This is a genomic window from Paraeggerthella hominis (assembly GCF_021044775.1).
Lineage (GTDB): Bacteria > Actinomycetota > Coriobacteriia > Coriobacteriales > Eggerthellaceae > Paraeggerthella > Paraeggerthella hominis.
Genome location: NZ_JAJNOQ010000008.1, coordinates 37,630 through 64,017 on the forward strand (window position 1 = coordinate 37,630; position 26,388 = coordinate 64,017).

Here is a 26,388-nt window from a genome sequence, read left to right on the forward strand (position 1 = left end):
TCGCAGCGACGGTCGTCATGCTTTCCGCCGCTATGGCGCGCTATGAAATCGGGATGAACCTGGTGGTTGGCTTGGTGGCCTCGACGGTGAAGCCGACGCCTTCCTCGACGCCGCCGGCAGCCTCATTCTTCTCCAGCGTATCGACCGTGAGTATCTTCACCGGGCATGCCTCTACGCATGCCGGGACATCCTTTGCGTCCAGGCGTGCCGCGCACATGTCGCATCGCAGTGTCTTGTTCTCTTCCACCACATACTTAGGGTGGTTGTAGGGACAGGCCTTTACGCATGACTGGCAGCCGATGCACAGATCATGGTCTTGAACGACGATGCCGTCCTCGCGCTTCGTAAGGGCGCCGACCGGGCACACGGGCACGCAGGCGGGATTTTCGCAGTGGTTGCATGAGACGCTGATCCAAGGGCCTTTCGGCTGGTGCTCGAAACTCGTCGCCAATCGAATCTGAATATCATCGGGGCAGCGGTGTCGCATCTGACATGCGGTTACGCAAGCCTGACACCCAATGCACCATTTCTGGTCCAACAGAAAACCCATTTGACTTGCCATGAGACGACTCCTTCTAATCTGATTGCCGCTAAGCCTTGCGCACCTCTACCAAGTTGGATTGGAACGAGGTGCCCATGCCGTAATCGGCCGTGTATCCGGGGGTTGTCACGTTCACGTTGTTCTTGCCGCTCATCATCTTTGGCCATGCGCTCTTTAGTCCAGCGACATTGCCCGGATCTATGACGTCGTCATCCACGACCATCGCTTTCAGCGAATCGCAAACACCGCGGTCGTTGAATACCTCGACCGGGTCCCCATCCGAGATTCCGCGCGCGTCCGCATCCGCTTTGTTGACATACAGGAAAACGTCTCCGTGCAGCAGGTTCATCTTGCCGATGTTGTGCCAGTTGGATCCGCATAGATCTTTCGAGGTCACTGTAAGGAAGTTCAGCGGATACCGTGTTGCCAAGTCGGGCGTGCCGTCCTTGCTTTCTGCTGAGGGAATGTACTCGACGACGGGATGCAAGCCAAGGTCTTTCAGGCGCGAGGAGTAGAATTCTATCTTGCCCGAAGGGGTGCCGAAGCCCTTCTTCAGGTCGTCGGCATAGGGGACGAAGTCGGGCAGCTTGCGCCAATGCTCCTTCTTAAGGTTCTCGTAAGTCATGTCCGCGCCGTAGATCGCGTTCGCCCCATCTTTGCCCTCTATGAGCGCTTTAGCCATTTCGGGGATGCCGTCATCGAAGCAGGCATCGGTGTAGCCCATTGCCTTTGCGAGCATGTTGGCCATGTCGATATTGGTCTTGGCCTCACCGAGCGGCTTGACGGCCGGCGTGTTGTGGTTGAGGTACCAGCCATGATAGTCCTGGTGAATGTCCTCGGTTTCAAGGATGTCAGTGCAGGGCAGGATGATGTCGGCGTAATCAACCGTGTCGGTGTGCCACTTGTCGGATACGACCACGAATACCTCGTCTCGCGCGAGTCCCTCGCGAATGCGCTTGTTGTCGGGCACGCTGACTAGCGGGTTGCCGTTGTAAACGAAGACGGCGCGACAGGGTTCGCCTTCGTAGCGTCCCGTTTCGTTCAGGACATCGGCGTAGTCGGGGATGTTGATGACTCGATACTTGTAGTCGCCTGCTTCAATCTGATCCCACGTAGTTACATAGCCGCCGCCGGGCGTAAACGCGCCTAAGAGTTCGGTGGACATGCATACGTTGTCGAAGTTAAGCGCCCAATACCCACAAGTGAGCCATTGGAATCCGGCTGCGGCATTCGTGCCGATCTGCCCGGTCAGCGCTGGCAGGAAACTGATGGCGCGCACCTTGGACCCGCCGTTGGAGTCGCGGTTGATCTGCATGCCCATTTGAATGATGGATGTCTCGGCTTTGGCATACATGCGAGCAAAGGTCTGGAGTTCCTCGACCGTGCAAGAACAGGTCGCAGCGACGCGGTCGGCTGGCCACTCGCTGGCGACTCTCTTCAATTCGTCGAGACCCATGCAGTGTTTCTCGACGAATTCCTTGTCGTAGATCTCTTCGTCTAGCAGGATCTTGACGACGCCCAGTGCAAACGGGGTGTCGGTACCGGGGCGGATTTTGATCCACAGTTCAGCCCATTCGCATAATGGGATTCGGAACGGGTTGATGACGGCGATCTTCCCGCCGTTTTCCACGCACTGTTTCACGAACTTGACCGCATGCACCGAGGTAGCCGAGATGTTGCTGCCCCACGAAACGTACAGCTTTGTATTGGCGTATTGCTCAGGATCTACGTCCTTCTGGGCGCCAAAAGTGTACGGAAGTGCCGCTACGCCCGCAGATTCGCACATGTTGGGCATGAGGGCAGAAGCGCCCATGCGATAGAGGAAGCGCAGCACGCCGCTAAAGAAACAACCGTTGATAAGGCCGAACGTTCCGGAGAACGTGTAGGGTACAATCGCTTCCGAACCCTCGTTGTCTATGATTTCCTTGAATCGGGTGGCGATGGCTTCAACGGCCTCATCCCACGAGATGCGCTCGAATTGCGAACCAGGGCCCTTCGGCCCGACCCGCTTCATCGGGTACAGAATGCGATCCTCGGAATAATGATAGTCGAGATACGTCTGGCCTTTTACGCATGGGCTACCCGCCGTAAAGGGGTTGTCTTTGTCGCCGCGAATCTGAACAGCGGTTCCATCGACAACCTTTGTGCAAATGCGGCAAGTATCGTAGCAGTTCTTGGGACAAACGCCATGGATGATTTCTCCTTCGGCGGTTTCCCAATCGTATTGGTAGCCAAGCGCGGAAGCCTCGCCTTCCTTTGCGCTGGAACCCCCTGAACCGTCCTCTTTTGGAGTGCAGCTAACCAGTCCAGAAGCAGCGACCGTGCTTACTGCCAATCCCTGTAGAAAGCGGCGACGTGTCAGGCTCCCCCGAACTTGCTTCAGTTCATCGCTAGACATTTGACTCCTCCTCAATTCGCTCGTCTTCACTCGCTTCGCCCGACCCTTCAGGATCGGCTCTCCCTAGCGGGTCTTTCGGCATCTTATGAACTTCTTCGCAGGGAAGCATCGTCCATAAAACGGGATTTGCGCTAATGCGTTTCAGCTGCATCGTCTATCGCATCCCCCAAAAAACAGCATATGCGGCGTTTTGCCTGGTGGGGACAGTTGAAAATTGAGGCAAATTTAGTTTGGTTAAATGACGGGGCAACATGAGCAAGAGTGCTGCAGCTAGCCTTTCTCGCGTCGTGCAAGCCTTTTATGCGATCGCCTTATGTACCAGCCGTTTTCTAAGAATTTTCAAAAAAGTTGAAATTGGGGCTTGCGCGACTAGGGGAGTTCACGTAATATATTTCCTCGCCGATGCGGACGTGGCTCAGCTGGTAGAGCACGACCTTGCCAAGGTCGGGGTCGCGGGTTCGAACCCCGTCGTCCGCTCCATCGTCAGTGCAAGGCCGGCCAGGCCGAAAAGTTTTGGCCGGCCTTTTAATGACGGAAGGCTAAGATGGCGACGTGGCCAAGTGGTAAGGCAGAGGCCTGCAAAGCCTTCACCCCCGGTTCGAATCCGGGCGTCGCCTCCATCGTTTGAAAGAGCGGTGGAGTTGAAAAAGCAATACGCTAACATGCGGACGTGGCTCAGCTGGTAGAGCACGACCTTGCCAAGGTCGGGGTCGCGGGTTCGAACCCCGTCGTCCGCTCCATTACATGCAAAGCCCGGTGAAGTGATTCGCCGGGCTTTTTTCATGCAGCCCGCACGCTGCCATTTCGCCCTATCTCGATCTACGCTCCGCCGCCGTTTGCCGGCTTGGCATTGCGCGAGCGTCGTTCTTTCGCTATCCTACGTTCTCAGACTACGCAAGCGCGTACGAAGGGGCGCACCACCTCGGGTGCGGTTCTCTTCGTACGCGCTTTTTTGCGTCTTGGACTGATGACGACCGGGAAAAGAAAGGGGAGCGAATGGCGCAAGTGAACGGTACGCAGCGACAAGACGTCGACGGCATGTCGCTTGCCGACGTCTTGTTGCTCGACGGGTTCGACGCACGGCGGGTTGCCTGCGAGCTGAACGAGGCCATCGTGTCGCCCGATGCGTACGCGACGGCTATCCTCGGGCCCGATGACGCGCTCGAAGTGGTGCGGTTCGTCGGGGGCGGCTGATGGACGCGCGGCAAACGGGAGAGGACGCGCTGGCGGCGCGCATCGGCTCGGATGCGCGCGAGCGGCTTCGGCAGGCGCGCGTGGGCGTTGCGGGCCTTGGCGGCCTGGGATCGAACATCGCGGTCATGCTGGCGCGATCGGGCGTCGGCGCGCTTCATCTGGTCGATTTCGACGTGGTGGACGAAAGCAACCTGAACAGGCAGCATTACTTTCGCGAGCACCTGGGCCGTCCGAAGACCGAAGCGCTTGCCGAGCAGCTTGCGCGCATCGATCCGCGCATCGAGGTCGATATCGATTGCGTGCGGGTCGACGCGACGAACGCTGCGCGGATATTCGAGCGCGAACGCATCGTGTGCGAAGCGTTCGACGTTGCGGAGTGCAAGGCGGCCCTGGTGAACGCCCTGCTCGGCGAAACTCCGGACACGATCGTGGTGGCGGGAAGCGGCATGGCGGGCGCAGGTCCGGCTGATCGGATGGTCACGCGGCGGGCGGGCAGAAGGCTGTACGTCTGCGGGGACGGCTCGTCCGACGTCGCCGATGCGGCGCTGTACGCGCCGCGCGTGGCCTTGTGCGCCGCACAGCAGGCTTTGGTGGTCGTACGCTTGGCGTTGGGGTTTGAGGAATAGTCGAAGAGATAGAGAAACAAGAAACGTGCACTGCGTCAAGCTGCGCGCTTCGACGCGATTGGGAAGGAAACGTCTATGGGGTACGAACCTGATGCATGGTCGCTTGGAGGGCGCACGTTCACGTCTCGCTTCATTTTGGGATCGGGGAAGTTCAACCTCGATCTGGTGGAGGCTGCGGTGCGCGACGCCGGCGCCCAGATGGTGACGCTGGCGGTCCGTCGCGCCAACACGGGACAGGAAGACAACATCCTGGACGCCATTCCGGAAGGGGTGACGCTGCTGCCGAACACGTCGGGCGCGCGCACGGCCGAGGAAGCCGTGCGCATCGCTCGCCTGGCGCGCGCCATGGGCTGCGGGGATTTCGTCAAGGTCGAGGTCATCCGCGATGCGGCGTACCTCATGCCCGACAATGCCGAAACGGTGCGCGCTACGGAGCTTTTGGCGAACGAGGGCTTCGTCGTGCTTCCCTACATGTTTCCCGACCTTACCACGGCGCGCGACCTGGTGAGCGCCGGCGCGGCCGCGGTGATGCCGCTGGGCGCTCCCATCGGCTCGAACAAGGGGCTTGCCGCGCGCGATTTCATCAAGATCATCATCGACGAAGTGGACGTGCCCGTTATCGTGGACGCCGGCATCGGGCGCCCTTCACAGGCGTGCGAAGCCATGGAGCTGGGGGCCGCCGCCGTCATGGCGAACACGGCTGTGGCAACCGCCGGCGACGTCGCGCTCATGGCCGCTGCGTTCAAGCATGCGGTCGAAGCGGGGCGCGCGGCGTACCGCGCGGGATTCGGGCGCGTGCTCGAGCGTGCCGAGGCCTCGTCGCCTTTGACCGGGTTCCTGGCGGATTAGGGGGCGCCGTGCAAGACGAACAACGCTTGAACGCGCCCGCATGGGGCGAACCTGGCTGGAAGGCCCCTGGCTTTTCGCGCGCGCAGGCGGCCGATCCGTCGGACGTTGCGCGCGATTGCGGCATCGACCCGCTTTCGTACCTTCCCGACATGGATGTGCTTGACTCCCCGGTCATCTCAGAAGTGCTCGAGCGGGCGTCCGCCTTCGATTTCGCATCCGTGACCGCCGCCGACGTCCGCCGCGCCTTGGCGACCGAGCGGCTTTCCCCTGAAGACTTCGGGGCGCTGCTTTCTCCGGCAGCCGAGCCGTTTTTGGAGGAGATGGCCGCCGCCGCCCAACGCGTCCGCCGTCGCTGGTTCGGCAGCACGGCGTACCTGTTCACCCCGCTGTATCTGGCGAACTATTGCGACAACCACTGCGTGTACTGCGGGTTCAATCGCAAAAACGACATCTGCCGCGCCCAGCTCGACCAGCGCGGCATCGTGCGCGAGCTTGACGCTATCGCCGAAACCGGCTTGGAGGACGTCCTGCTGCTCACGGGGGAGGATCGCGAACGCACCGACCCCGCCTACATCGCCGAAGCGTGCCGGCTTGCGTCGGAGCGCTTCCGCACGGTAGGCGTGGAGGTGTACCCGCTGAACGAGGACGAGTACGCGCTGCTGCATCGAAGCGGCGCGGACTACGTGACCGTGTTCCAGGAAACCTACGATCCCGCTCTGTACGGCAAGCTGCACCGAGCCGGACGCAAGCGCGTGTTCCCGTATCGCGCGAACGCCCAGGAGCGCGCGCTGCGCGCGGGTATGCGAGGCGTGGCCTTCGGCGCGCTTCTGGGATTGGGCGATGCGCGGCGCGACGCGTTCGCGTGCGGGATGCACGCATGGCTTCTGCAACGCGCGTACCCGGCGGCGGAGCTCTCGCTTTCCTGTCCGCGCCTGCGGCCTATCGCGGGCAACGAGAACTTGGGCTCGCGCGGCGTGGGCGAGCGCAGGCTTTTGCAGGTCATGTGCGCGTACCGCCTGTTCCTGCCCCAGGCGGGCATAACCATATCGTCGCGCGAGCGGCAGGGGTTCCGCGATCGGGTCATGGGCATTGCGGCAACGAAGATATCCGCCGGCGTGTCGACGGGCGTCGGCGAGCACGCCGCTGCCGAAGACGAGCATGCTGCGTCGGCGGGCGACGATCAGTTCGAGATAGCGGACGACCGCGACGTGAAGACCGTTTCGGCGGCTCTGCGCGCGCACGGCTTGGAGCCGGTTGCGAACGATTACGTGCGGGTGTGAGATGCGGCCTTCCATCGAGCTTGCGGACGTTCTTGCCAGCGGGGCTTTCGTGCGGGCATTCGTCACGGACAGGCGCTCGTGCGCCCGGCCTCTCGCAGATCACGTGGCGTTGCTGAAGGGCTGCGTCGATCTGGTCATCCTGCGCGAGAAAGACCTGGGCGCGAAAGAGTACGAAGCGCTCGCGCAAGACGTGTCCGCGGCGTGCGCCCGCGCCGGAATGGCGTTTGCGGCCCATACGCAGATCGACGTCGCGCGTCGCATGGGCTGTTCGGCCGTCCATCTGCCGCTGCCGCTTCTGCGCAAGCAAGGCCGCCCCGCAGGCTTTTCGTGCGTGGGGACCAACGTGCATGCGGCGGCGGAAGTGAGCGAAGCCGAAGCGCTCGGCGCCGACCTGCTGATAGCAAGTCCCGTGTTCGCTCCTTCGTGCAAGCCGGGCGCGCCGTTCGGCGGCGCTTCGTTTCTGCGGGACGTGGTCGAGCGGGCCCGGATCCCGGTGCTGGCGCTCGGGGGCATAACGGATGAAAACGAGCAGGTCGTACGCGCCTGCGGGGCGGCGGGCGCATGTCGTATGGCCGACTACGCTCGTCGCTGACGAGTCGGGCGCATCCGACGGGAGCGTCCGTGCAATTCCCGGCAAAGTAGGGGATAATGAAACGCTGAATGTAACGTTTGCGTGCAGGGTGGACGGGGGATGCGCGTGGGGGCATCGAATTTCAGCGAATGCGAACTGGCGGGCACGTGCGCGGAGTACGCGCGCCTGGTCGAGGACATCAAGCGTTCGTACGGCTTCGATTTCGTTTCGCTGGGCTTGACGGCGTTCATCGGCGCGCCCCTGAAATGGGTGTACAGCGCCGGTGCGACAGGCGAGCGCCATCGGCGCATCGTGCTGGCGCCCGGCCACGGCATAGGCGGCATCACCATCAAAGCGGGCAAGCCCATGATGTTCACGGACATCGACGAGGAGATCGATCCGCGCGAGTACTCGTCGTACCCGATCGTGTTCGCCGAGGACCTGCGCAGCTTCTGCGCGCTTCCCCTGACCAGAAAGGGGCGCGTGGTCGCCGTGCTGCTGACGGCGTTTCGCTCGGTGAGCGACCATCATCAAGAGGTGTACCGAGACTTGATCCTGAATCTGGACGGCTCCCTTCTTGGGATGGACGTGGTCTCGACCGACTTCATGGACTTCGAGAGCATTGCGGCGGAGAAGCGCGTCGATACGCAGCACAACCCTATTTTCGTGCGCTCGGACCTGTCGCGCGTGATCGCGGCGCAGGAGGACGAGCGAAAGCGCATATCGCGCGAGCTGCACGACGGCATCGCCCAGGAGCTGCTGACCGTCTCGTTCTCGCTCAAGCTGCTGGAAGGGCACGTCGACCAGGCGGGCGCGGAAGTGCTGGCGTCGGCCAACAACAACATCGGGCGCATTTTGGACGAGCTGCACAACATATCGGTCGAGCTGCGCCCTTCAACCCTTGATCATTTGGGGTTCATGGCGGCGCTGCACTCCCAAGCGTCGGTGTACGAGAAAACGTACGGCACCGAGATCGTGTTCGAGGGGTCGTTGTCGCGCAGCCGGTTCGATCAAGCGCTCGAGACGCAGGCGTACCGTATCTGCCAAGAGGCCATACTCAACGCCTGCAAGTATTCCGAGGCCGATAAGATATACGTGACGTTGGAAGATTCCGACGGATGGCTGCATGTGTCCGTCATCGACCACGGCTGCGGTTTCGATACCGAACGGCCCGTGATCAAGGGGAGCGGCTGCGGACTTTCCGGTATGCGGGAGCGTGCGAGCATCATCGGCGCGATGCTGACCATGGAGTCGGGTCCGAACGGCACGAAGGTCACGCTCGTTTCGCCGATGAACATTGTCGAGGGCAAGGAGGTGGACGCATGATACGTGTCATGCTTGCGGACGATCACGAGGTGGTGCGCGCCGGGTTCAAGATGATCCTGGAGCAAGACCCCGACCTCAAGGTAGTGGCGGAAGCGGCGGACGGCGCGCAGGCGTACGCCATCGTCGCGCGCGAAAAGCCCGACATCCTGCTCATGGACATCTCGATGCCTCCGGGGCAAAGCGGGCTGGTTGCGTGCGAGAAGATCACGAAGGATTTTCCGTGCACCAAGGTGATCATCTTGACGATGTTCGCCGAGCCGGAGTACCTGTTCTACACCTTGCGCGGCGGCGCGGCAGGCTACGTGCTGAAGAACTCAAGCTCCGAAGAACTGCTTGCGGCGGTGCATGCCGTGGCTGAAGGGGGCAGCTACATTCATCCGAAGATGACGGCGCTTCTTACGAAACAGCTGGTCAAAGGTGGAGAGGAAGAAGACCGATCCTATCAGCAGCTCTCGAATCGGGAGCTGGAGGTGCTTCAGCTTTTGGCCAAGGGCTTCACGAACAAGGAAATCTCGGAGCAGATATACCTTTCCGTGAAGACCATCGAGGCGCACCGTTCGAAGATTTACCAGAAGCTGGGTTTGAAGACCCGTGCCGACCTGGTGGATTACGCGCTCAGGCACAAGCTGCTCAACGTGTAGCGCGAAAGCGCGGCGGGGCCGTCTGGGCGGTCCCGCATGCGGTGCGCGCCCTATGCTTCGGCGTTCGGGCGCGCGGGCTTTGCGCTGCGGCCCACGCAAAACGAGAGCGCGCGCGTCGGGCAGGCGTCGATGCACGATCCGCAGGCCATGCAGTCGCCCGCGCGCACGATGACGTCGCGCTCGGCCAAGACGGGCTCCAATATGGCGGGGTCGCACAGGCAGGCGTTCTTGCAGGCGTCGCAGTGGATGCAGGCTGCGTGGTCGAGGCGTACGTTCACCTGGCCTGCGCGCCCGACGGCTTGGTAAAAGCCGCCAAGCGGACAGAGCGAGCGACACCATACGCGATGCCCCCAGAACAGCTCCGCCAACACGATGGCGCCCAGCACCCATAGGCCCGTAACGGCACCGAACAGGATGCCCTTGTTGATCGCGCTGATGGGCGAGAACGCTTCGAACACCGGAATGCTCGTGACGGCGGACAGCGCAAGCACGGCCAGGGCTATCCACAGCTTCGCGCGCCGGGGCACGGGCGCCTCGCGCACTTCGATGCCGAGCTTGCGGCGCAGGGCGTCGACCAGCTCGAGCACCAGGTTCACGGGACATATCCATCCGCAGAATGCCCTGCCTCTGATCAGGCCGTACAATACAAGAACGGGCAAGGCGGCCAACAGCCAGTCAAGCGCGAAGGTCTTCGACGCCGCTATGGTTTGGAGCATGGCGAACGGGTCGAGCACTTCGATGCCGAAGATCGAGGACGACGACAGGCTCCCGAAGAACGGCAGCTGCGCGGGCGCGGGGACCGCTTCCTCGCCTCCGGCGAACAGGCCGAAAAGACCCCATCCGGCTGCGATCAGCGGCAACGCGAACAGCACGAGGGCGCCCACCTGCGCGCTGCGGCGCAGCCACGTCCAGCGAAACCCGCGCGATGCGGTCCGTGCGTCGCTCATCGCGATCCGACCTTGGCAAGCGTGGGGTCGTCCTCGAAGTTCGCGTACACCAGGTTGATGCCGGTGACGCCTTCGATGCCGATGAACCCGCTTGCGACGGCATGCGACGCGTCGACCGTTTCGGCCTCGATGGTGACGACGATCTTGTACCCGTTCACTTCGTGAACCTCCACGCCTTCGCGCAGGTCAAGCTCGCGCGCGACGTCTTCGGTCCGCGCGGGCGCCGTTTCGATGACCAGGCTCGAGATGACCATGGTGCTCTCCTTACTCGTTTTGTCCTTCCGGTGCCCGCCTCCCCTCAACAGGGGAGGCGGGCGGGGAGGGAATGCGTCTGCTCATGGCAATGTGCAGACGCGGGGATGGGCAAGCCGTTTCGACGCGCGCGCTACCCCTGCGGATGGCAGGTGATGCACTGCTCGCGCGTGGGTTCGATCTGCTTCGTTTCCACGTTGCCGTCTTTGTAGTGGTCGTCGGGCAGAGCGGTTGCCCCGTTCAGCATGGGGTTCGCCAGATCGTTCGCGCCGTGGCAGCCGTAACAGCCGGCTGCTCCCAGGTTGTCCGCGCGTCCGACGTGCGTGGGCGGCATAAGCGGCGCCGCTCCCGGCGGGATGTCGTCGTTTCCGGTGTAGCCTGCGCGCTCGGTCGCGCACCCGGCAAGCGCGCCTGCGCCAAGGGCCATGGTCAGCACGAGGGCGGTGGCGATAGCTTTCTTCTTCATCGGTTTCACCTCTCTACCTTCGTGATGGACACGCAGGTCTTCTTGTAGTCGGGCTCTTTGGACAGCGGGCAGTACGTATCCTGCACGGCCAGGTTGATCAGCGTTTCCTCCGCGAAGAAGGGCGCGAACACCGTACCGGCGGGAGGCTCGGTGCGTCCAGCCGTCGACACCTTGATCTCGAACTCTCCGAAGCGCGACTTCACCTTGACCATATCGCCGTCCTTGATGTCCATCTTCGCGCAGTCCTCCGGGCTCATGTTGAGCAGCGCCTCGGGAAGCGCGCGATCCAGCTCGGGCACGCGCCGCGTCATCGATCCGGTGTGCCAATGCTCCAGCAGGCGGCCCGTGCAGAACACGAACGGGTACTCCTTGTCCGGCTCTTCCGCGGGCGGTTCGTAGGGGCGAAACACCACGGAGGGCTTCATCTTGGCGGACTTGTAGAAGCTCACGCCGCCGGCCAGGCCTTCCTTGCCGTACTGGGCCACGCCCACCTCGTCGAAGCCGTCCTCCTGCTTGCCGGTGGAGAAGCGCCACTTCGTGGGCAGCCACGTGCCGTTCACCTCGCGCACGGGCCAGGTCAGGCCGTGATGCGTCAGGTATTCGTCGTAGGGTGCAAGCTGCTTGTTCTCCATCTTCAGCTTGGCTTCGAACTTCCCGTCGACGTCGTTGTTGATGGCCTGGGCCTTCTCGTTCAGATCGGGGTTCGAGAACGTGCGGTACTCTTCCCAGATGGCGCGGTTCGTTTCGCGCGAATCGCCCTTGAAATCAGCGGCGCTCTTGTCGTAGATATCGCCGAACAGGCGGTCGAACGCATCCTGCCCGTCGATCTTCTCGCCGTCGAGCACGCGGCGCGCCACCTCCATGATGACCCACAGGTCCCACTTCGCCTCGCCCGGCGGGTCGACGGCCTTCTCGAACACGGCGGTGCGGCGCTCGGCGTTGCCGAACTGGCCTTCGCGCTCCACCCACATGGCCACGGGGAGCACCACGTCGGCGTATTTCGTGGACAGGGTGGGGTAGACCTCGTTCACCACGACGAACGTGTCCATGACGCCCGTCTTGTCGCTCTTGCCCAAGAAGCGGGTGAGGTTCGGCATGGAAACGGCCCAGTTGTTGTGCGCGGACCACAGGAAGTCTATGTTGCCCTTGGACATTTCACGGAAGATCTTGACCGTGTGGAAGCCCGGCTTCTGGATTTCGTCCAGATAGCCCTCAGGCAGGTTCCAGATGACTTCGGTGTAACGACGATGCTGCGCGTTGGCCACCAGCAGGTCGGCGGGCAGGCGGTGGCTGAAGGTGCCCACTTCGCGCGCGGTGCCGCAGGCGGTGGGCTGACCGGTCAGCGAGAAGGGGCCGTTGCCGGGCTGCGCGATCTTGCCCGACAGCAGGTGGACGTTGTAGATGTTGTGGTTCATCCACGTGCCGCGGTTGTGCTGGTTCACGCCCATGGTCCACAGCGACATGACCTTCTTGTTCGGGTCGGCGAACACCTCGGCCAGCTCTTTGAGGTCCTCGGCGGCTACGCCGGACAGCTGCGCGGTGTACTCGAGGGTATAGGGCTCCAGACGCGCGGCGTACTCCTCGAATGTGATGGGCTCCACCTTGTCTACCGATTTGCCGACGTCGCTGGCATCGTATCCGTCGTCGATGGCGTTGCCGATGTTCTCGGTTCCCTGTTTGAACTGCAAGTGGTCGTTGACGAAGGCTTCGTCGTACTTCTTGTTCTGCACCAGGTAGTTGGCGATGCAGTTGGCAATGGCCAGGTCGGTGTTGGGCTTGAAGACCATGACCTTGTCGGCGCTTGCGCTCGTGCGCGTCTTGAGCGTGGTCAGGTCGTAGTGCTTCACGTTGGTACCCGAGAGCTTGCGCGCGGTCAGGCGCGAGTACAGCATGGGATGGGCCTCGGCCATGTTGGCGCCCCAGGTGACGAACACGTCGGCTTCGTCCAGGTCGCTGTAGCTGCCGGCCGGCTCGTCGGTCTGGAACACGTTCATGAAGCCGACCACGGCGCTGGCCATGCACAGGCGCGCGTTCGGGTCGATGTTGTTGGACAGCAGGCCGGCCTTCCAGAACTTGGCGGTGGCGTAGCCTTCCGTGATGGGCTGCTGGCCCGATCCCCAGAACGCCAGGCGGCTCTTGTCCTTCTTCCAGGTGTCCTTGAGCTTGCCCGCCACCAGTTCGAGCGCCTCGTCCCAGGTGGCTTCGCGCAGGCCGTCGTCGGTGCCCTTCGTGGACTTGTCGTCGCGGATAAGCGGCACGGTCAGACGGTCGTCCCCGTACAGGATCTTTGCCAGATAGTAGCCCTTGACGCAGTTGAGGCCCTTGTTGGACTGGTTGTCCGGGTCTCCCGTCACCGACACCAGCTTGTTGTCCTTCACTTCGCAGATGACCCCGCAGCCGCAGCCGCAGAAACGGCACACCGACGTGAATTTCTGCCCCTCGCCCGAAGACGCTCCCTGCTGGTTGCTGCCGCATCCAACGAGCGACGACATGGTGCCCGCCGCCGCGGCGCTTGCCAGCGCTACGGCCGTGGCTTTGACGAACCCTCGTCTTGAGATGTCCATGACATCCCTCCTTCTCCCGTTTCTCTCCCGTTGCATTCGTGTCCTCAACCGCCGTCCGGACGGTGTGAAACCTCGTTCGCAGCTTCGTTACTGCGGATTGCCTCGCGCGCGTTCCGCATCGGTCGCGATGCGGATGGGCACGGTCGGCTCGCTGACCACGCAGCGCTCGACGCACAGCCCGCAGCCGACGCACGCGTCCTCGTCGATGACGGGGGCGAACAGCGTGTGGATGGCGTCGCCTTCGCGCATGCGGTAGTCGATGACGATAGCCTGGTCGATAAGGGGGCAGGCGCGGTAGCACACCTCGCAGCGCATGCCTTGAAACGCGATGCAGCCTTCCTCGTCGACGACGGCTACGCCCATGCGCACGTCGGAGCGCGCGGATACGTCGCGCAGCGCGCCGGTGGGGCAGGCGTCGACGCAGGGGAAGTCTTCGCAAAGGCGGCATGCCTGGTCGCGTGCGTCGATGCGCGGCGTGCCGACGGCCATGCCGGCTTCGTTGCCTGCGGGCTTGAGCGCTTGGTACGGGCACGCTTCGATGCACTTGCCGCATTTGATGCAGCGCGCCATGAAATCGGATTCGCCCTGCGCTCCCGGAGGGCGCAGCAAGCTGGACTCGCCGCGAGAGGCGTAGGCAACTGCCTGGAAGGCCACGATGGCGGCCGATGCGCCCGCTATGACGCTCGATAGTTTCATGAAATCCCCTCCTCGTACCCTGTATCATGCGCTTGAACGGGCGCGGTGCCTATCGGGGTATGTCCGAGTGCAAGGAGGGGATAAACCCGCCTTGTTGCGAGGGTTTTCTTCTATTCTTTTGCGAGGATATTAGGGAAGGGCGAAACGGGAAAACGAAGCCCGGCATCGAAAAAGACGGGGTCGATGACCCCGTCTTCCTGCGGTTTGTCTGCTACAGCGTGAGTCGTACGCCGACGTACACGGCGGTGTCGGGCAGGCCGGAGATGTCGTAGACGCTGGAAAGCGCGATGGCGGACACCTTCCAGGTGTAGACGGTGCCCCCTACGTCGACGGTGCCGGTTTGGAAGGTGTTGCCCACCTCGTCGACGCCCGCGCCGCCCTCGGGGGTGGTGGCCGGGTCGAATCCTTCGGAGGCGATGGCCGCCTGCACGGCCGCTTCCACGGTTCCCGACGTGAAGTCCGCGTACGTGACGCGCATGGAAACGCCTTCGCTGCGGTCGACCTCGAGGGTCCACGACCCGTTCAGCAGCAGCGCGGCTTCGGCGGCGCTCAGGTTCGCTACGCCCTTGCTGTACAGGACACCCGCGTCAAGCTCGCTCACGTTGGAGGGCAGCTTGATGATGTCCATGTTGCCGGCGGCGGCTTCCTCTTCGCTCGTGGTGTCGTAGATGGTTGCGCCGGCGTCCACGAATCCCTGCTTGATGCTGGCGTTGTCGCCGTTTTGGATGACGGAGGGCAAAACCGGCAGGTCGTACGTAACTTCGCGAGCCAGGTTCTGTTCGACGCTCGCCTGGGCGCGGGCCGCTTTGCCCTGCACCTCGTCAAGCACGTTGAACAGCATGAATCCGCCGATGACGGCAGCTGCCGCCACGAACAGGCCCATGATGGCCAGTTGGGAGCGCGGCATGTCGAGCGGGCGTTGAAGGCCGCTGGCGTCCAGGTAGCGGACGGGGCCGTCGCTTTCGACGTAGTCGTTGCGCTTGTTGAAGAAATTGAACTGCATGGCATCTCCTGCAGGAGGTCTCGGGTTCGTCCGGGATGATTTTGTGCATTGCGTAGTATAGCATTGCCGACGTGGGAACCTCGTGTTAGGATACGATCCGCCCGTGGGGGAGTAGTTGGCATGCGGCTTTAGCGCGCATGCGACACGTTCAACATCATGGCCGAAAGGTCTGGCGTGTCTTAATTAACGAGACTCATGGCGCGGTTCGCATGCATCTGCAGCCGCGCCATGAGTCTTTTTTTGTGAGCTGCGCCTTCCCCGGGAAAAGACGAGCAACCGAAGAAGCAGCAGAAGGAGCAATCAACCCGTGGATCTTTCAATCTTCGCATCACCCGAGGCTTGGATCAGCTTGGTCAGCCTCATTTTCCTGGAGATCGTGCTGGGCGTGGACAACCTGGTGTTCATCTCCATTACGACGAACCGCCTGCCCGAGGACAAGCAGCACATCGGTCGCAAGCTCGGCCTTGCCGGCGCGCTCGTCATGCGCATCGTGTTTCTGTGCTTCGCCTCGTTCCTCGTGCACATGACCGAGCCTTTGTTCACGGTCGACCTGGGCCCCTACACCCACGGATTCTCCGTGCGCGACCTGGTTCTGCTGATCGGCGGCGGGTACTTGATCTACAAGGGCATCGCCGAGCTGCGCGATACGCTCAAGCTCACCGAGGTCAAGGCCGAGCATTGCGAAGAGCACAAGGCGCTGCACCGCATCGCGCTGCCGCAGGCCGTGGGCACCATCATGGTCATGGACTTGGTGTTCTCCATCGACTCGGTCATCACGGCGGTGGGCATGGCCGACCACCTTATCATCATGATCATCGCAGTCATGTCGGCCGTGTTCTTGATGATGATCTTTATCGACCCCATCTCCAACTTCATCAACGGTCATCCCGAGATGAAGATGCTCGCGCTCACGTTCATCGTGGCTATCGGCGGGTTGCTCGTCATCGACAGCGCCGGCTTCCATACGGGCATCGAGCTTCTGCACATGCCGCTTGAGAAGCTGATCGTGTACTTCGCCATGGTGTTCTGCATCGTGCTCGAGCTTATCCAGATGCGCTACAACGCGAACTTCCTTGCGTGGCGCAAGGAGCGCTGGAAGAACGAGACGGCAGCTCAGATCGAAAACGTGCGCACCGAGATGCTTGAAGAGCTCAAGCGCGAGGCGGCTGCCGACGTGGCCTCCGGCAAGCCGGCCGACGCGGCGCGCGACGCCGTTGCCGATCGCGTCCGTCCGGTGATCATCGGCAACAACGTGTACGTGATGATGCCGATGGTGGGCGAGGACGCCGCATCGTTCAAAGAGCTGATGGCCGGTTCTGCCGCGGCCGGGGAATCGTTCAGCCAGCCTTTGGAGATAGGCGCGAAGGTGGAGGACGTTTCCGGCGACGATCCCACCTACGAGGTGCCGAAGGACAAGTAGGGCTGCCCCTTCCCGATGGTTCGCTGACGAACGGCCGTGCAGCTGCAGCAAGCTGCACGGCCGTTTTGCGCGCGCCGTCGCGCTGGCGCGAGCGATGCCGGGTGGATGTTGCTGTGCTGGCGGGTGTGCCGCCGGGTGGATGTTGCTGCGCTGGCGGATGCGATGCCGGGTGCACGTTGCCGTGCGTGTCAAAACGGACGAGTTTTGCTGGTCCTCAAACGAGAATAAAAGCAATCGTCGACTCTGTGACCTGGGACGATAAAAAACCTCGGCGCACAACCTTCGGGCGAAAGCGCAAAAACCCCCGCAAAACTCGTCCGTTTTGACACGCGGCCGAGGTTTGCGGGGGTGCAGGGTTCGTGAGGTTCACGGGGGTTGCGGGGTTCGCAACGGGGTGCAAGGTTCGTGAGGTTGCGGGGAAAACGTCCCCGATGCTGGCGCGGAAGCGCGTCGAAGCCGATAAGCGCAAGGCGCGAAGCAGCTATTCCGCGAACTGGTTGTAGCCTTCTTCCGACACGATGAGGCGTGCCGCATGCGGCATCATGCGCGCGCTGAAGGGGGTCGTGAGGCGGGTGGCTTCGCCGTCGTACTGCACTTCCATGGGCGGATCGGCCTCTACGCGCACCGTGCGCGCGCGGTGGATTTCCAGGGCGCCCGTTCGATCGGGAAAATCGCCCCCTCGATCCAGGATTCCCGCCAACAGCGCCGGAATCAGCTCGAAGGCGTTCTGCGCTTTGAGCACCACTACGTCGAACACGCCGTCGCGCGGCTTGTTCTCGTGCGTGACGGCGATGTCGAATTGGATGCGGGAGAAGTTTACCAAAAGGATGCCCACGCCCTCGCTTTGCACGGTTTCCCCATCCAGCTCGATGGTGAAGCGCGACGTTTGCGGCAGCGGGTTCGCGATGGCCGCCGAAAGATAAGCCATAGGTCCGAACAGGCGCTTTGCAGGTTCGGCGCCGTGCATGATGGCGGCGTCGTAGCCTGCTCCGGCCATGATGCCGAAGCCGAACCGCTTGTCGGCCACCTCGATTTCGCCCATGTCGAAGTCGAGGGTGCGCATTTCCCGGACCATCTTCGCCAAGGCGTGCGGCTCAAGAGGCGAGGAGAGGTTCAGCGCAAGCAGGTTCGCGGTTCCCGCGGGAAACGGCAAAACGGGCACGCCCGTGTTCGCCAGCAGATAGTTGACCGTCGCCACCGTGCCGTCGCCGCCGCTTGCAACCACGGCGTCGTAGGATGCGGCGTCGTCGAGCAGCGCGCTCACGGGGGTCGTTCCGTCGGTTGAGCGGACGCATACCTCGTCTCCGTCTTGGACGGCGGAGCGGATGAAGTCGTATACGGAGCCGTCTCCGAACCCGGACGAGAGATTGTTGATGACGAGCAGTTTCACAGATTCCCTTTCAGTTGCTATGATGGCATGGTACAACATAGAGCGTGAAACACAAGGTAAGGAACCCCCGGTGTACATAGCAAACCAAGAAAACCTCGTGGCGTTCGTCGAGCGCGCCATGCGTTCGAGCGTCCTGGCGATCGATACGGAGTTTCTTCGTGAGAAAACCTACTACGCCAAGCTGTGCCTTATTCAGCTGGCCACCGACGACGAAGCCGTTATCGTGGATCCGTTCTCCGTCGGCGATCTGGGCGCACTGAAGCCGGTGCTGGAAAATGAAAGTGTCGTAAAGCTGTTCCATGCGGGTTCTCAGGATCTGGAGATTCTTTTGCGCGAAGTGGGCGTGCTGCCGCGGCCGATTTTCGACACGCAGGTGGCGGCAGCCCTTCTGGGCCACACGCAGCAGATCGGCTACGCCGCGCTGGTGGGGACGGAATGCGGCGTCACGCTCAAGAAGATCGACTCGTTCACCGATTGGTCGCGTCGGCCCTTGTCCGAATCCCAGTTGGAATACGCGGCCGACGACGTGCTGTACTTGCCGCGCATGTACGCGCGCATGCGCGCGCAGCTCGACCGAAAGGGCAGGCTTTCGTGGCTCGATCGCGACTTCAAGGAGATGAGCGACCCGGCCAAGTACGCGACTGACGAGCGCAGCCGCTATCGCCGCCTCAAGCGGGTCTCGCAGCTGTCGCGGCGCCAGCTTTCGGCGGCGCGCGAGGTGGCAGCCTGGCGCGAGCTGGAGGCCCAGCGCCGCGACGTGCCGCGCAAATGGGTGATCACCGACGAGCAGATCGTCGAAGCGTGCAAGCGCGAGGCGCGTTCCATCGACGAATTGTTCATGGTGCGCGGCATGTCCGACAAGCTGTCGACGCGCGAGGCGCGCGCGGTGGTTTCGCTCATGGGATCCGCGCTGGACGCACCGCCTGATTCCTGGCCTGACGTCGATCGGTGCAGCAAGAACGAGCCGAACGTCGACGCGCAGGTTGATATGATGACGGCTGTCGTGCGCTTGCGTGCGAAGGAGAGCGGCGTGGCGTTTCCCACCTTGGCGAGCCACGACGACCTTGCGCGGGTCGCGCGCGGCTATCGCGACAACATCGACCTTTTGCGCGGATGGCGTCGCTCGCTCGTGGGCGAGGAGCTTTTGGAGCTTTTGGAGGGCAAGCTGTCGCTCAGGCTCGACGGGGGCGATCTCAAGGTGGACCGCATCGCGTAAGCGCCTGCTTTGCGGGGCTCGGCCCCGCATCTTGCAGTTCACGAAACGGTGACGGACGTTTGGTGATTTCACATAGCTTTTCGGCTTGTTTTCAGCGTGATTTCTGGGTCTTGTATACTGAAAGGGTAAGAGATGCAGCGGCCGGAGCGGCCGCGGAAGCTACCCCTTCGAAGGAGTGTTTCGAGTTGAGCACATCGTATATCCTCTTGATCGTCGTTACGCTTGCCATCGGCGGCTTCGCCACGTGGTACGTCAATTCTCAGCTGAAGAAGTACACGCATGTGCCCATTTCCACGGGCCTGACCGGCGCTGAAACCGCGCGCCGCATGCTGCAGTACTACGGCATCACGGGCGTCGAGGTGCATCGGGGCGGTCCCGGCCAGGACTTCTTCGACCCGCGCACGAACTCGGTGACGCTGGGCCCCGATTCGTACGACGGACGTTCCATCACCGCCACGGCTACCGCTTGCCACGAGGTGGGCCATGCGTACCAGTTCGCGCAGGGCTACGCGCCCATGAAGATCCGCGGCGCTCTGGTGCCCGTGGTGAACTTGGCTTCGAACGCGTGGATCTTCTTGCTGATGCTGGGCATTTTCATGCAGAGCATGGGCATGCAGACGCTCGCCATCGTCATGTACGGTGCTGTGGTGCTGTTCCAGCTGGTCACGCTGCCGGTTGAGTTCGATGCCTCCAAGCGGGCCATGGTGTACATGAACACCGCTGCGCTGCCGCAGTCCGAACAGGCGGGCTCGTTCAGCGTGCTGCGCGCATGCGCGCTCACCTACGTGGCGGCCGCCCTCACCTCCGTCCTGCAGCTTCTGTGGCTGCTGAGCCAGCGCCAGGAATAGCGTCGATCCATGGACGAACAGGAAAAATCGGCGGCGCTTTCCGTTTCCGCCGCGATGTCGCTTGCGAAAAGCGCGCTCGAAGGCGTGACGGTGCGGCTTGTGGGCGAAGTGTCCGAGCTTTCCAACAAGCCGGGCTACAAGGCGGTGTACTTCACCGTCAAGGACAAGAGCGCCGCTCTGCCCTGCATGATGTGGGTCAATCGCTACCAGGCGTCCGGCGTGCAGTTGAGCGTGGGGCAGCTGGTGGAGTTGACCGGTCGCTTCACGCTGTACGCAGCGAAGGGGCGCATGAACTTCGACGTGTTCTCCGTGGCGCTGGCGGGCGAGGGCAACCTGCGCTTGCAGGTGGCGAACCTGGCGCGCAAGCTGGAGGCCGAAGGGCTCATGCGGCCGGAGCGCAAGCAGCCTGTTCCGGCGTTTCCCCTGACGATCGGCCTGGTAACCTCACCGCGCGGCGCGGCCGTCCATGACGTGCTGCGCACGCTGCGGCGCCGCTTTCCCGTAGCGCGCGTCGTTTTGGCGGGTGTTCCGGTGGAAGGTCCGCGCGCGCCGGAGGATATCGTCGAGGGCATGCGCTGCGTGCTGCGCGCGGGCGCCGAGGTGATCCTCGTGGTGCGCGGCGGCGGGTCGTTCGAAGACCTCATGCCGTTCAACGACGAAGGGCTTGCGCGGGCGATCTCGAAATGCCCCGTGCCCGTGGTGACCGGCATCGGGCACGAGCCCGACACGTCCATTGCGGACATGGTCGCCGACGTGCGCGCCTCTACGCCCACGGCTGCCGCGGAAGCGGTAAGCCCGGCGCGCGAAAGCTTGGAGCATGTGCTCGAGGCTCGTTCGCGATCGCTTGCCGCGAGCGCCGGGCGCGCCGTGGAGCGAGCGACGGCCGAGGTGCGACGCATTGCGACCCGGCCCGTGCTGCGCGATGCGAACCTGCTGTTCGCGGCCGAGGCGCAAGGGCTTGACATGGCTGCGGAGCGCTTGTTCCGCGCCATCCCCGCGAACCTCGAGCGCGATCAAGAGCGATTGGAGCGTCAGCGCGAACGCCTTGCGCGCGTCCTTCCGCAGAACGTGGCGCGCGATCGCGAACACCTTGCGCGCGAACGCGATCGGCTTGCCCTTGCGGGCAATGCGGTTGTTGCGCGGTTCGAGCAGCAGGCCGGTCTTGCCGCTGCCCGCTTGAACGACCTTTCGCCGCTTGCCGTGCTGGGTCGCGGCTACGCCATCGCGCGCACCGCCGAGGGCGGCGTGGTGAAAAGCGTGGAAGCTGCGCCCGTCGGCTCGCTGGTGGACGTGTCGGTGTTCGACGGCGTGCTTGCTTGCCGCGTGGAGAACACGCATCGAATCGATACCGAAGTCGTAGTTTGGGAGGACGTGTCATGATGGAGAATACCGAACCGAAGCCCATCGAGGAGCTGTCGTTTCGCGAGGCCATGGCGGAGTTGGACGGCATCGTAGGCGTTTTGGAGAGCAATTCGCTCGAGCTGGAGGACAGCCTGCGAAGCTACGAGCGCGGCGTGTCGCTTCTGCGCGCTTTGCAGGGCCGTTTGACCGAGGCGCAGCAAAAGGTGGACGTGCTCATGGGCGAGCTCGTGGCCGACACCGACGACGGCGCGCGCGACACCAGCCTGTCCTGATGCGTTCCTGCGCTCGGGGTGGGGTCCGCAAGACCGTCGCTTTGTTCCAAGGATCTTGCGAGGCCCCATCCCGAACGCTTGGCGAAGCCGATAGGTTTCGGGGCGCGCCGTCGTCGGCGGCGTTCCCAAGATACGCTCGAACCGGAAAGAGGGATCAGCATGATCAAAGAGGATTGCCTGTTCTGCAAGATCGTGGCGGGGGAGATCCCGTCGACTAAGGTGTACGAGGACGATCGCGTGTTGGCGTTCGAGGACGTCAATCCGCAGATGCCCGTGCACACGCTCATCGTGCCGAAGAACCACTACGACAACATCGGCGACAACATTCCCGAGGATGAGATGGGGTACCTGTTCAACACGGTCAAGAAAGTAGCCGAGCTCAAGGGCATCGCCGAGAGCGGCTACCGCGTGATCGTGAACACGAACGACGACGCGCAGCAGTCCGTGCACCATGTTCACGTGCACGTTTTGGGCGGCGCGCCCATGAATTCGGGCGATCCTTCGCAAAAGTAGCATCTTCGCCCACAAGGGCGCAGGGCTGACAAGACGGAGCCGGTAAGGTGGGGGATGCCCTTCTGCCTTGCCGGCTCTTGCTGTATCCGGCATAAAGGTCCGGCTTTGTTTTCGGTGAACGGCGCGCCGCTTGCCGATAGGACGCCTCCTTTGAATACGGCCTTTTGCGCATGCGCCTAAAATATATCCCTTGGGAATAGTAAATAAGGAGGCAGATCGTTGAACGTCCTAGTTATCAATGCGGGATCATCTTCCTTGAAGTACCAGCTGGTCAACGTTGAGCAGCATGAGCTTTTGGCGAAGGGCATCTGCGAGCGCGTGGGTTCCGCCGAGGCTTTTCACAAGCATGGTCTTGACGAGAACGAGCAGGTCATCGATGCGAAAATGGCCGATCATGACGACGCGATGGCGTTGGTGCTCGAATCTTTGACCGAGGGACCTACCAAGGCCATCGATTCCCTTTCGGAAATCGACGCCGTTGGGCATCGCATCGTGCAGGGCGGGAAGTACTTCGACCGGTCCGTCCTCATTGACGACGAGGTGATCGCGAAGATCGACGAGTTGGCGGAGCTTGCTCCTTTGCACAACGGCGCCGCGCTCATGGGCATTCATGCGTGCATAAAGCACATGCCGAACGTGCCCATGGTGGCTGTGTTCGACACGTCGTTCTTCCAGACGCTGCCGCCGAAGGCGTTCATGTACCCCTTGCCTTACGAGCTGTACGAGAAGTACGCCATCCGCAAGTACGGTGCGCACGGCACTTCCCATCGTTACATCTCCGAGCGCGCGGCAGTGGTGCTCGACGAGCCGATCGAGGACCTCAAGCTGATCACGTGCCACCTGGGCAACGGCTGCTCCATCAGCGCCATCGACCACGGCGTGGCCGTGGACACGTCCATGGGGCTCACGCCGCTCGACGGCCTCATGATGGGCACGCGTTGCGGAGCGATCGACCCTGCCATCGTGCCGTTCGTCATGGAGCATGAGAACCTGACCGGCGCCGAGATGAACGACTTGATGAACAAGAAGTCGGGTCTTCTGGGCATCTCCGGCATCTCGAACGATCTGCGCAGCGTGCGCGACGCCTCCGAACAGGGCGACGAGCGCGCGCAGCTTGCTTACGACATGTACTCGAACTCGGTGAAAAAGTACATTGGCCAGTACATCGCCGTCATGGGCGGCGTGGACGCCATCGTGTTGACGGCGGGCGTGGGCGAGAACTGCGAGAAGATGCGCCGCATGATCTTCTCGGGCTTGCAGCCCCTTGGCATCGTCCTGGACGAGGAGCGCAACCGCCAGCGCGGCTTCGAGCGCGAGATTTCGACGGACAGCTCGCTGGTGAAGATCATCATCATTCCCACGAACGAGGAGTACATGATCGCTCGCGACACCTTCGACATCGTGCACGAGAAGGCGAACGAGCCGCTGATCTAGCGCGTTCGGTGCAATCGACGGTAAAAAAGGCGACCTACGGGTCGCCTTTTTTACCGTCGATTGCAGGTGCCGTTCCGGTAGGTTATTCGGCGGCTTTCTTCGCCTGGGCCTGCACGCAGGTGATGGCGATGACGCCCACGATGTCGTCGGCGGTGCATCCGCGCGACAGGTCGTTCACCGGGGCTGCGATGCCCTGCGTCACCGGGCCGTACGCCTCGGCGCGCGCCAGGCGCTGCACCAGCTTGTATCCGATGTTGCCGGCGTCCAGGTCGGGGAAGATCAGCACGTTGGCGCGGCCCGCAACGGGGGAGTCCGGAGCCTTCGATGCGCCCACGGAGGGAACGATGGCAGCATCAAGCTGAAGCTCGCCGTCAAGCGCCAATTCCGGTGCCAGCTCCTTGGCGATGGCCGTAGCTTCGACCACCTTGGCGGCGTCGTCGTTCTTCGCCGAGCCGTACGACGAATGCGAGAGCATCGCCACGGTGGGCTCGGTGCCGATGATCGTTTTCCACGACTTTGCGGAGTTCACTGCGATATGCGCCAGCTTTTCGGCGTCGGGCTGCACTTCCAGGCCGCAGTCGCTGAACAGGAAGGTTCCTTCCTGGCCCAAATCGCAGTTGGGAACCACCATGATGAAGAACGAGCTGACCAGCTTCACGCCCGGTGCGGTCTTGAGAATCTGCAGGCTGGGGCGCAGCACGTCGCCCGTGGAGTGGCAAGCGCCGGCCACCATGCCGTCGGCAAGGCCGGCCTTCACCATCATGACGCCGAAGTACAGCACGTCGTTCAGCTTCTCGTCGGCGGCTTCGGGGGTCATGCCCTTCGCTTTGCGCAGCTCGTAGAATTGGCTTGCAAGCTCGGCGCGCAGCTCGGACGTGCGCGGGTCCACGATCCGCGCACCGTCGAGTCGGTATGCGGAGGCTTCGATGGCGGCCGCGTCGCCAAGGATGACGAGGTCGGCCACGCCGTCGGCCAGGATGCGCTCCGCAGCCGCCAGCGTACGCTCGTCGTCGCCTTCAGGGAGCACGATGGTTTGCTTGTTCTCCGTGGCTCGGGCGAGCATGGAATCGAGAAATGAACTCATGGCACCGTCCTTACGATCAAGTATCAAATTGCCGCTTCCAGCGCTGCGGCCGCGCTCGCATTCGTTTCCGAATTTATCCACTTTATATGATAATCCACGCAGCCCCGACCCTTCCCGGTAAAATAACGTGCGGCATATTTGGCGCGGCAAAGCGCGCGTCTCAACCATAGGATTCCCTCGCAGGCGCAGATGAGCCGGCGGGAAGGACAAGGAAGGCAGCTTCATGGGTGTGCAGTACCGGAAGTTCACTGATCTGGACAGGTTTGATTTCGACGTCATCGTTGTGGGCAGCGGTTTTGCCGGCAGCGTGGTGGCGCGCGAGTTGGCGGAGCGCGCCGGCAAGCGCGTCCTCATCATCGAGAAGCGCGGCCACATAGGCGGCAATATGTACGACGAGGCGGACGAAGCGGGCATCCTGGTGCATCGCTACGGGCCGCATATCTTCCACACCAACGACAAGCGCGCCTTCGACTACGTGCGCCGCTTCACCGATTGGCGCGATTACCAGCACGAGGTTCTGGCGGACTGGTACGGCACGTACATGCCGGTGCCGTTCAACAAGAACTCGATGGAAATCGCGTTCGGCCAGGAGAAGGCTGCCAAGCTGACCGAAAAGCTGATCGAGACGTTCGGCGACGAGCGCAAGGTCACCATCAACGAGCTGCGCGCGCAGGACGATCCCGAGCTTACCGAGATCGCCGACTTCATCTACAAGAACGTCTTCCTCTACTACACGCAGAAGCAGTGGGGCCTCACGCCCGAAGAGGTCGATCCCAGCGTGACCGCGCGCGTGCCCGTGTTCGTGTCGCGCGACAACCGCTATTTCCAGGATGCGTACCAGGGCATGCCCGCAGACGGCTATACGCCGCTGTTCGAGCGCATGCTCGACCACGAGAACATCGTGGTATGCCTGAACACCGAAGCGGAAAGCGTGTTCGACCTGGAGTTCGAGAGCGGCGACGAGAACGCTCCGCTCACGGCTATTAACGTCAAGGATCAGGCGTTCGAGGGTCCCATCGTCTATACGGGGCCGCTTGACGAGCTGTTCCTCTCGCGCTTCGGGCGCTTGCCGTACCGCAGCTTGGACTTCGTGTACGAAACGCACGACAAAGAGCAGGTCCTTCCGTGCGGAACGGTGAACTTCACCGTGACCGAGGACTACACGCGCATCACCGAGTTCAAGCATCTGACGGGCCAGACGGCTCCCAAGACCACCATCATGAAGGAGTACAGCCACTCCTACGATGATCCGAAGAAGCAGATTCCGTACTACGCCATCATCAACGACCAGAACAACGCTCACTACGAGCGCTATCTTGCGCTGACCAAGCCGCTTGCGAACTTCTACCCGCTGGGTCGTTTGGCCGAGTATCGTTACTACAATATGGACGTCATCATCGGCCGCGCGCTTGCGCTGGCCGATCAGCTGGCGGGGTAACAGGCATCGATTGCGCGGCGGGTACGCTCCCGCCGCGCTCTACCAAGACGACGGGGA

The 26,388-nt window shown here is 62.5% G+C and carries 25 protein-coding genes and 3 tRNA genes; 18 read left to right on the forward strand and 10 right to left on the reverse strand.

All coding sequences use genetic code 11. The features are described from left to right. Positions 1-40 precede the first annotated feature (40 nt). Complete coding sequence (locus LQE90_RS09245) at positions 41-562, reverse strand: 4Fe-4S dicluster domain-containing protein (RefSeq protein ID WP_216529517.1); 522 nt, start codon at positions 560-562, stop codon at positions 41-43. 28 nt (positions 563-590) lie between these two features. After that, positions 591-2,939: a molybdopterin-containing oxidoreductase family protein gene (locus LQE90_RS09250; protein ID WP_216529518.1), complete on the reverse strand. Its 2,349-nt coding sequence runs from the start codon at positions 2,937-2,939 to the stop codon at positions 591-593. 404 nt (positions 2,940-3,343) lie between these two features. On the opposite strand from LQE90_RS09250, the gene LQE90_RS09255 reads away from it, so the two are divergent. The 10 genes from LQE90_RS09255 (at position 3,344) to LQE90_RS09300 (ending at position 9,426) form a co-directional block, all read left to right on the forward strand. Further along, positions 3,344-3,419: transfer RNA gene (locus LQE90_RS09255), tRNA-Gly, on the forward strand. Positions 3,420-3,485: 66 nt separating this feature from the next. Then, positions 3,486-3,559 (forward strand) — tRNA-Cys (locus LQE90_RS09260). A 44-nt stretch (positions 3,560-3,603) separates the two neighbouring features. Continuing rightward, positions 3,604-3,679: transfer RNA gene (locus LQE90_RS09265), tRNA-Gly, on the forward strand. Between the two features lie 256 nt (positions 3,680-3,935). After that, on the forward strand, positions 3,936-4,133 hold the full coding sequence (thiS, locus tag LQE90_RS09270) for a sulfur carrier protein ThiS (protein ID WP_216529519.1): 198 nt from the start codon (positions 3,936-3,938) through the stop codon (positions 4,131-4,133). Next, complete coding sequence (thiF, locus tag LQE90_RS09275) at positions 4,133-4,759, forward strand: sulfur carrier protein ThiS adenylyltransferase ThiF (protein ID WP_216529520.1); 627 nt, start codon at positions 4,133-4,135, stop codon at positions 4,757-4,759. Before thiS ends, thiF begins: the two co-directional genes overlap by 1 nt. A gap of 75 nt (positions 4,760-4,834) precedes the next feature. After that, positions 4,835-5,608, forward strand: coding sequence for a thiazole synthase (locus LQE90_RS09280; protein WP_114566904.1), 774 nt, complete (start codon positions 4,835-4,837; stop codon positions 5,606-5,608). A gap of 8 nt (positions 5,609-5,616) precedes the next feature. After that, positions 5,617-6,888: a 2-iminoacetate synthase ThiH gene (thiH, locus tag LQE90_RS09285; RefSeq protein WP_231088275.1), complete on the forward strand. Its 1,272-nt coding sequence runs from the start codon at positions 5,617-5,619 to the stop codon at positions 6,886-6,888. Position 6,889: 1 nt separating this feature from the next. Then, a complete protein-coding gene (locus LQE90_RS09290; RefSeq protein ID WP_216529521.1) occupies positions 6,890-7,480 on the forward strand; it encodes a thiamine phosphate synthase in 591 nt (196 codons plus the stop codon). 99 nt (positions 7,481-7,579) lie between these two features. Continuing rightward, complete coding sequence (locus LQE90_RS09295; protein ID WP_225749062.1) at positions 7,580-8,785, forward strand: GAF domain-containing sensor histidine kinase; 1,206 nt, start codon at positions 7,580-7,582, stop codon at positions 8,783-8,785. Further along, positions 8,782-9,426 carry a response regulator transcription factor gene (locus tag LQE90_RS09300; RefSeq protein WP_123191546.1) on the forward strand — a complete coding sequence of 215 codons (645 nt, stop codon included), beginning with the start codon at positions 8,782-8,784 and terminating at the stop codon, positions 9,424-9,426. Before LQE90_RS09295 ends, LQE90_RS09300 begins: the two co-directional genes overlap by 4 nt. A 50-nt stretch (positions 9,427-9,476) precedes the next feature. Here LQE90_RS09300 and LQE90_RS09305 read toward each other — a convergent pair whose 3' ends face one another. The 6 genes from LQE90_RS09305 to LQE90_RS09330 form a co-directional block, all read right to left on the reverse strand. Then, complete coding sequence (locus LQE90_RS09305; RefSeq protein ID WP_216529523.1) at positions 9,477-10,373, reverse strand: 4Fe-4S binding protein; 897 nt, start codon at positions 10,371-10,373, stop codon at positions 9,477-9,479. Beyond that, positions 10,370-10,627 carry a chaperone NapD gene (locus LQE90_RS09310; protein WP_114566899.1) on the reverse strand — a complete coding sequence of 86 codons (258 nt, stop codon included), beginning with the start codon at positions 10,625-10,627 and terminating at the stop codon, positions 10,370-10,372. Before LQE90_RS09310 ends, LQE90_RS09305 begins: the two co-directional genes overlap by 4 nt. 131 nt (positions 10,628-10,758) lie before the next feature. After that, the gene (locus tag LQE90_RS09315; RefSeq protein ID WP_114566898.1) at positions 10,759-11,091 is read right to left on the reverse strand and encodes a hypothetical protein; all 333 of its coding nucleotides are present in this window, start codon (positions 11,089-11,091) and stop codon (positions 10,759-10,761) included. Positions 11,092-11,096: 5 nt separating this feature from the next. Then, positions 11,097-13,655 (reverse strand): nitrate reductase catalytic subunit NapA, encoded by a 2,559-nt coding sequence (gene napA / locus LQE90_RS09320; protein WP_216529524.1) that lies wholly within the window; start codon positions 13,653-13,655, stop codon positions 11,097-11,099. Between the two features lie 87 nt (positions 13,656-13,742). Then, the gene (locus tag LQE90_RS09325) at positions 13,743-14,351 is read right to left on the reverse strand and encodes a 4Fe-4S dicluster domain-containing protein (RefSeq protein WP_216529525.1); all 609 of its coding nucleotides are present in this window, start codon (positions 14,349-14,351) and stop codon (positions 13,743-13,745) included. Between the two features lie 211 nt (positions 14,352-14,562). Beyond that, complete coding sequence (locus tag LQE90_RS09330) at positions 14,563-15,354, reverse strand: teichoic acid transporter (RefSeq protein ID WP_216529526.1); 792 nt, start codon at positions 15,352-15,354, stop codon at positions 14,563-14,565. Between the two features lie 307 nt (positions 15,355-15,661). Here LQE90_RS09330 and LQE90_RS09335 point away from each other — a divergent pair, with 307 nt between their 5' ends. Further along, the gene (locus LQE90_RS09335) at positions 15,662-16,774 is read left to right on the forward strand and encodes a TerC family protein (protein ID WP_216529527.1); all 1,113 of its coding nucleotides are present in this window, start codon (positions 15,662-15,664) and stop codon (positions 16,772-16,774) included. A gap of 481 nt (positions 16,775-17,255) precedes the next feature. Here LQE90_RS09335 and LQE90_RS09340 read toward each other — a convergent pair whose 3' ends face one another. Next, positions 17,256-18,164: a diacylglycerol/lipid kinase family protein gene (locus LQE90_RS09340; protein WP_114566893.1), complete on the reverse strand. Its 909-nt coding sequence runs from the start codon at positions 18,162-18,164 to the stop codon at positions 17,256-17,258. A 70-nt stretch (positions 18,165-18,234) separates the two neighbouring features. On the opposite strand from LQE90_RS09340, the gene rnd reads away from it, so the two are divergent. The 6 genes from rnd (at position 18,235) to LQE90_RS09370 (ending at position 23,809) form a co-directional block, all read left to right on the forward strand. Continuing rightward, positions 18,235-19,380 carry a ribonuclease D gene (gene rnd / locus LQE90_RS09345; protein ID WP_216529528.1) on the forward strand — a complete coding sequence of 382 codons (1,146 nt, stop codon included), beginning with the start codon at positions 18,235-18,237 and terminating at the stop codon, positions 19,378-19,380. Between the two features lie 185 nt (positions 19,381-19,565). Then, the gene (locus tag LQE90_RS09350) at positions 19,566-20,228 is read left to right on the forward strand and encodes a zinc metallopeptidase (RefSeq protein ID WP_216529529.1); all 663 of its coding nucleotides are present in this window, start codon (positions 19,566-19,568) and stop codon (positions 20,226-20,228) included. Positions 20,229-20,237: 9 nt separating this feature from the next. After that, positions 20,238-21,608, forward strand: a complete 1,371-nt coding sequence (gene xseA / locus LQE90_RS09355; protein WP_216529530.1) for an exodeoxyribonuclease VII large subunit — start codon at positions 20,238-20,240, stop codon at positions 21,606-21,608. After that, positions 21,605-21,862, forward strand: coding sequence for an exodeoxyribonuclease VII small subunit (xseB, locus tag LQE90_RS09360; RefSeq protein ID WP_114566889.1), 258 nt, complete (start codon positions 21,605-21,607; stop codon positions 21,860-21,862). Before xseA ends, xseB begins: the two co-directional genes overlap by 4 nt. Before the next feature lie 159 nt (positions 21,863-22,021). Then, positions 22,022-22,375 carry a histidine triad nucleotide-binding protein gene (locus LQE90_RS09365; protein ID WP_114566888.1) on the forward strand — a complete coding sequence of 118 codons (354 nt, stop codon included), beginning with the start codon at positions 22,022-22,024 and terminating at the stop codon, positions 22,373-22,375. Between the two features lie 219 nt (positions 22,376-22,594). Further along, the gene (locus tag LQE90_RS09370; RefSeq protein WP_114566887.1) at positions 22,595-23,809 is read left to right on the forward strand and encodes an acetate/propionate family kinase; all 1,215 of its coding nucleotides are present in this window, start codon (positions 22,595-22,597) and stop codon (positions 23,807-23,809) included. Between the two features lie 82 nt (positions 23,810-23,891). Here the strand turns inward: LQE90_RS09370 and pta are convergent, their stop codons facing one another. Further along, on the reverse strand, positions 23,892-24,893 hold the full coding sequence (gene pta, locus LQE90_RS09375) for a phosphate acetyltransferase (RefSeq protein ID WP_216529531.1): 1,002 nt from the start codon (positions 24,891-24,893) through the stop codon (positions 23,892-23,894). A gap of 223 nt (positions 24,894-25,116) precedes the next feature. On the opposite strand from pta, the gene glf reads away from it, so the two are divergent. After that, the gene (gene glf / locus LQE90_RS09380; protein WP_216529532.1) at positions 25,117-26,331 is read left to right on the forward strand and encodes a UDP-galactopyranose mutase; all 1,215 of its coding nucleotides are present in this window, start codon (positions 25,117-25,119) and stop codon (positions 26,329-26,331) included. Positions 26,332-26,388 lie beyond the last annotated feature (57 nt).